This is a genomic window from Roseicyclus sp. (genome assembly GCF_052168335.1).
Taxonomy (GTDB): domain Bacteria; phylum Pseudomonadota; class Alphaproteobacteria; order Rhodobacterales; family Rhodobacteraceae; genus Roseibacterium.
In genome coordinates, this window is record NZ_JBQLZP010000400.1 from 1 (window position 1) to 3,074 (window position 3,074).

5 protein-coding genes are annotated in these 3,074 nt (G+C 72.8%); 4 read left to right on the forward strand and 1 reads right to left on the reverse strand.

Annotation, left to right across the window (positions count from 1 at the left end; genetic code table 11):
• Positions 1-220: hypothetical protein (locus tag ACTS11_RS12220; RefSeq protein ID WP_442640591.1), on the reverse strand; the 220-nt coding region annotated here is incomplete at its 3' end.
• A 181-nt stretch (positions 221-401) separates the two neighbouring features.
• Here ACTS11_RS12220 and ACTS11_RS12225 point away from each other — a divergent pair.
• The 4 genes from ACTS11_RS12225 to ACTS11_RS12240 all read left to right on the forward strand — a co-directional run.
• On the forward strand, positions 402-989 hold the full coding sequence (locus tag ACTS11_RS12225) for an aminodeoxychorismate/anthranilate synthase component II (RefSeq protein WP_442640592.1): 588 nt from the start codon (positions 402-404) through the stop codon (positions 987-989).
• Positions 986-2,002 (forward strand): anthranilate phosphoribosyltransferase, encoded by a 1,017-nt coding sequence (gene trpD / locus ACTS11_RS12230; protein WP_442640593.1) that lies wholly within the window; start codon positions 986-988, stop codon positions 2,000-2,002. Before ACTS11_RS12225 ends, trpD begins: the two co-directional genes overlap by 4 nt.
• 134 nt (positions 2,003-2,136) lie before the next feature.
• Positions 2,137-2,940 carry an indole-3-glycerol phosphate synthase TrpC gene (gene trpC / locus ACTS11_RS12235; RefSeq protein ID WP_442640594.1) on the forward strand — a complete coding sequence of 268 codons (804 nt, stop codon included), beginning with the start codon at positions 2,137-2,139 and terminating at the stop codon, positions 2,938-2,940.
• A partial coding sequence (locus tag ACTS11_RS12240; protein WP_442640595.1) for a cyclic pyranopterin monophosphate synthase MoaC occupies positions 2,937-3,074 on the forward strand: 138 nt, incomplete at its 3' end. The genes trpC and ACTS11_RS12240, both read left to right, overlap by 4 nt.

A 3,074-nucleotide genomic window follows, 5' to 3' on the forward strand; every position in this document is an offset into this window, starting at 1 on the left:
GGCCGTCCGCGGGCGGAGCTTCCGGCGCGGGCGCCTCCGGCGCGGCGGCCTCCTCCGCCGCGGGCGGAGCCGTCTCGGCACCGGCTGCGGGCGCCTCCCCGACCGCCGCCGGAGCCTCCGCGGAGCGTTGCGGCAGCGGCGTGTTCAGCGACACGATCGCCGCAACGGTGAGGGAGACCACAATCCCCCAGAAGACGCCAAGGATGATGCCACCGCCCATGCCTGCCCACCTTTCTCCTGGCCCGGTCGATCCGACCGGACCCGCAGCCGCGCGCCCCGAACCGCCGTCCTGTTCTCGCCGATCGTTCCCGAGGGGTCGCGCTTGACCCCGGGGCGCGGCTTTGAAACATGTATAACCCGGGCGCGGCGCGCCTTCACCCCCCTATCGCGAGGCGCGCGAGATGCTGCTGCTGATCGACAACTACGACAGCTTCACCTGGAACCTCGTGCACTACCTGGGCGAGCTCGGGGCCGAGGTGAAGGTGGTGCGCAACGACGCGCTGACCGTGCAGGACGCGCTCGCGCTGCGGCCCGAGGCGATCGTGGTCTCCCCCGGCCCCTGCGACCCCGCGCAGGCCGGCATCTGCGTGCCGCTGATCCGGGCGGCGGCGGGCGCGGGCGTGCCGCTCTTCGGCGTCTGCCTCGGCCACCAGGCCATCGGCGAGGCCTTCGGCGGCCGCGTGGTCCGCCATACGGAGATCGTGCACGGCAAGCTCGGGCAGATCCTGCACGAGGGGCGCGGCGTCTTCGCGGGGCTGCCCTCGCCGCTCGCGGCCACGCGCTACCACAGCCTCGTGGTCGAGCGCGCGAGCCTTCCGCCCGAACTGGAGGTCACGGCCGAGCTCGCCGACGGCACCATCATGGGCCTGCGCCACCGGACCCTGCCCATCGAGGGCGTGCAGTTCCACCCCGAGAGCATCCGGTCCGAGCATGGCCACGCGCTCCTCAAGACCTTCCTGACGCTGGCCAAGGAGAGCCTGCCCGCATGAGCGACACGATGAAGCCCCTGATCTACGCGGCCTCCGAGGGGCCGCTCAGCCGCTCGCAGGCCGAGGCCGCCTTCGAGGAGCTGTTCGAAGGCACGGCCACGCCGGCGCAGATGGGCGGCTTTCTCATGGCGATGCGGGCGCGGGGCGAGTCGGTCGCCGAATACGCCGCGGCCGCCAAGGTGATGCGCGAGAAATGCGTGAAGGTCCGCGCGCCCGAGGGTGCGATGGACATCGTCGGCACAGGCGGCGACGGGATGGGCACGCTCAACATCTCGACCGGGGCGGCCTTCGTCGTGGCGGGCGCGGGCGTGACGGTGGCCAAGCACGGCAACCGCAACCTCTCGTCGAAATCGGGCGCGGCGGATGCGCTTTCCGAGCTCGGGATCGACGTGATGGTCGGCCCCGAAGTGGTCGAGCGCGCCATCGCCGAGGCCGGGATCGGCTTCATGATGGCGCCGATGCACCATCCGGCGATGAAGCACGTGATGCCGGTGCGCCAGGAGCTGGGCTCGAAGACCATCTTCAACATCCTGGGCCCGCTGACGAACCCCGCGGGCGTGAAGCGGCAGCTCACCGGCGCCTTCGCGATCGACCTCATCTTCCCCATGGCCGAGACGTTGCAGGAGCTCGGCAGCGAGGCCGCCTGGCTCGTCCATGGCGAGGACGGGACGGACGAGATCTCGATCTCGGGGCCGACGCAGGTGGCGGAGCTGAAGGACGGCCGCGTCCGGGGCCGCGTGGTCCACCCGGAGGATGCGGGCCTGCCGGTGCATCCCTTCCGCGACATCCTCGGCGGCAGCCCGGCCGAGAACGCCGCGGCGCTCCGCGCGCTCCTCGAGGGCGCGACGGGCGCCTACCGCGACGCGGTGCTCCTGAACGCGGCGGCGGCGCTCGTGGTGGCGGGCCGCGTGGCCGAGCTGCGCGACGGCGTCGAGGTCGCGGCCGAGAGCATCGACAGCGGCGCGGCGAAGCGCGCGGTCGAGACGCTCTCCCGGATCACCCGGGGCGGCTGAGGGCGGGCGCTCCGCGTCAGGCCGCGCCCCGCGCGACTCGATCGCGGAGACCGCGTCGCGCCGGGCGATGCGGCCGGCACCAGGGGGCCGACGCCGGTGGACATGCGCCCGCCGCGCCCGTAAACCACGGGATCATGAGCACCATTCTCGACCGCATCAAGGCCTACAAGCTCGAGGAGATCGCTGCCGCGAAGGCGGCGCGTCCCCTCGCGACCGTGGAGGCGGCCGCCCGTGCGGCGGGCCCCGTCCGTCCCTTCGGCGGTGCGCTGAAGGCCGCGACCGGCGCGGGCTACGGCCTCATCGCCGAGATCAAGAAGGCGAGCCCGTCCAAGGGCCTGATCCGCGCCGACTTCGACCCGCCCGCGCTCGCCCGCGCCTACGAGGACGGCGGCGCCACCTGCCTCTCGGTCCTGACCGACGCGCCCTCCTTCCAGGGGGCGCCGGAGTTCCTGACCGCGGCGCGCGAAGCCGTCTCGCTGCCGGCGCTGCGCAAGGACTTCCTCTACGACACCTACCAGGTCGCCGAGGCGCGGGCCTGGGGCGCGGACTGCATCCTCATCATCATGGCCTCGGTCGAGGACGCCCTCGCCGCCGAGCTCGAGGACGCCGCGCATCACTGGGGGATGGACGCGCTGATCGAGGTCCATGACGGCGCCGAACTCGACCGCGCGCTCCGGCTGAAGAGCCCCCTCATCGGCATAAACAACCGCAATCTCAATACCTTCGAGACCACGCTTCAGACGACGCGCGAGCTTGCCGGGCGGGTGCCTGCCGACCGGATGGCGATCTCCGAATCCGGCCTCTTCACGCCTGCCGACCTCGCCGACATGGCGGCCCATGGCGCACGCGCCTTCCTCATCGGCGAAAGCCTGATGCGGCAGGCGGACGTGGCGGCGGCCACCCGCGCGCTCCTCGGCCACGAGGTGCCCGCGGCATGACGGGCCCGCTCACCCATTTCGACGCCGCGGGACAGGCCCACATGGTCGACGTCTCGGAAAAGGACGTCACGGCGCGCACCGCCGTCGCCGAGGGGCACGTCCGCATGACGGCCGAGACCCTCGCCCTCGTCGAG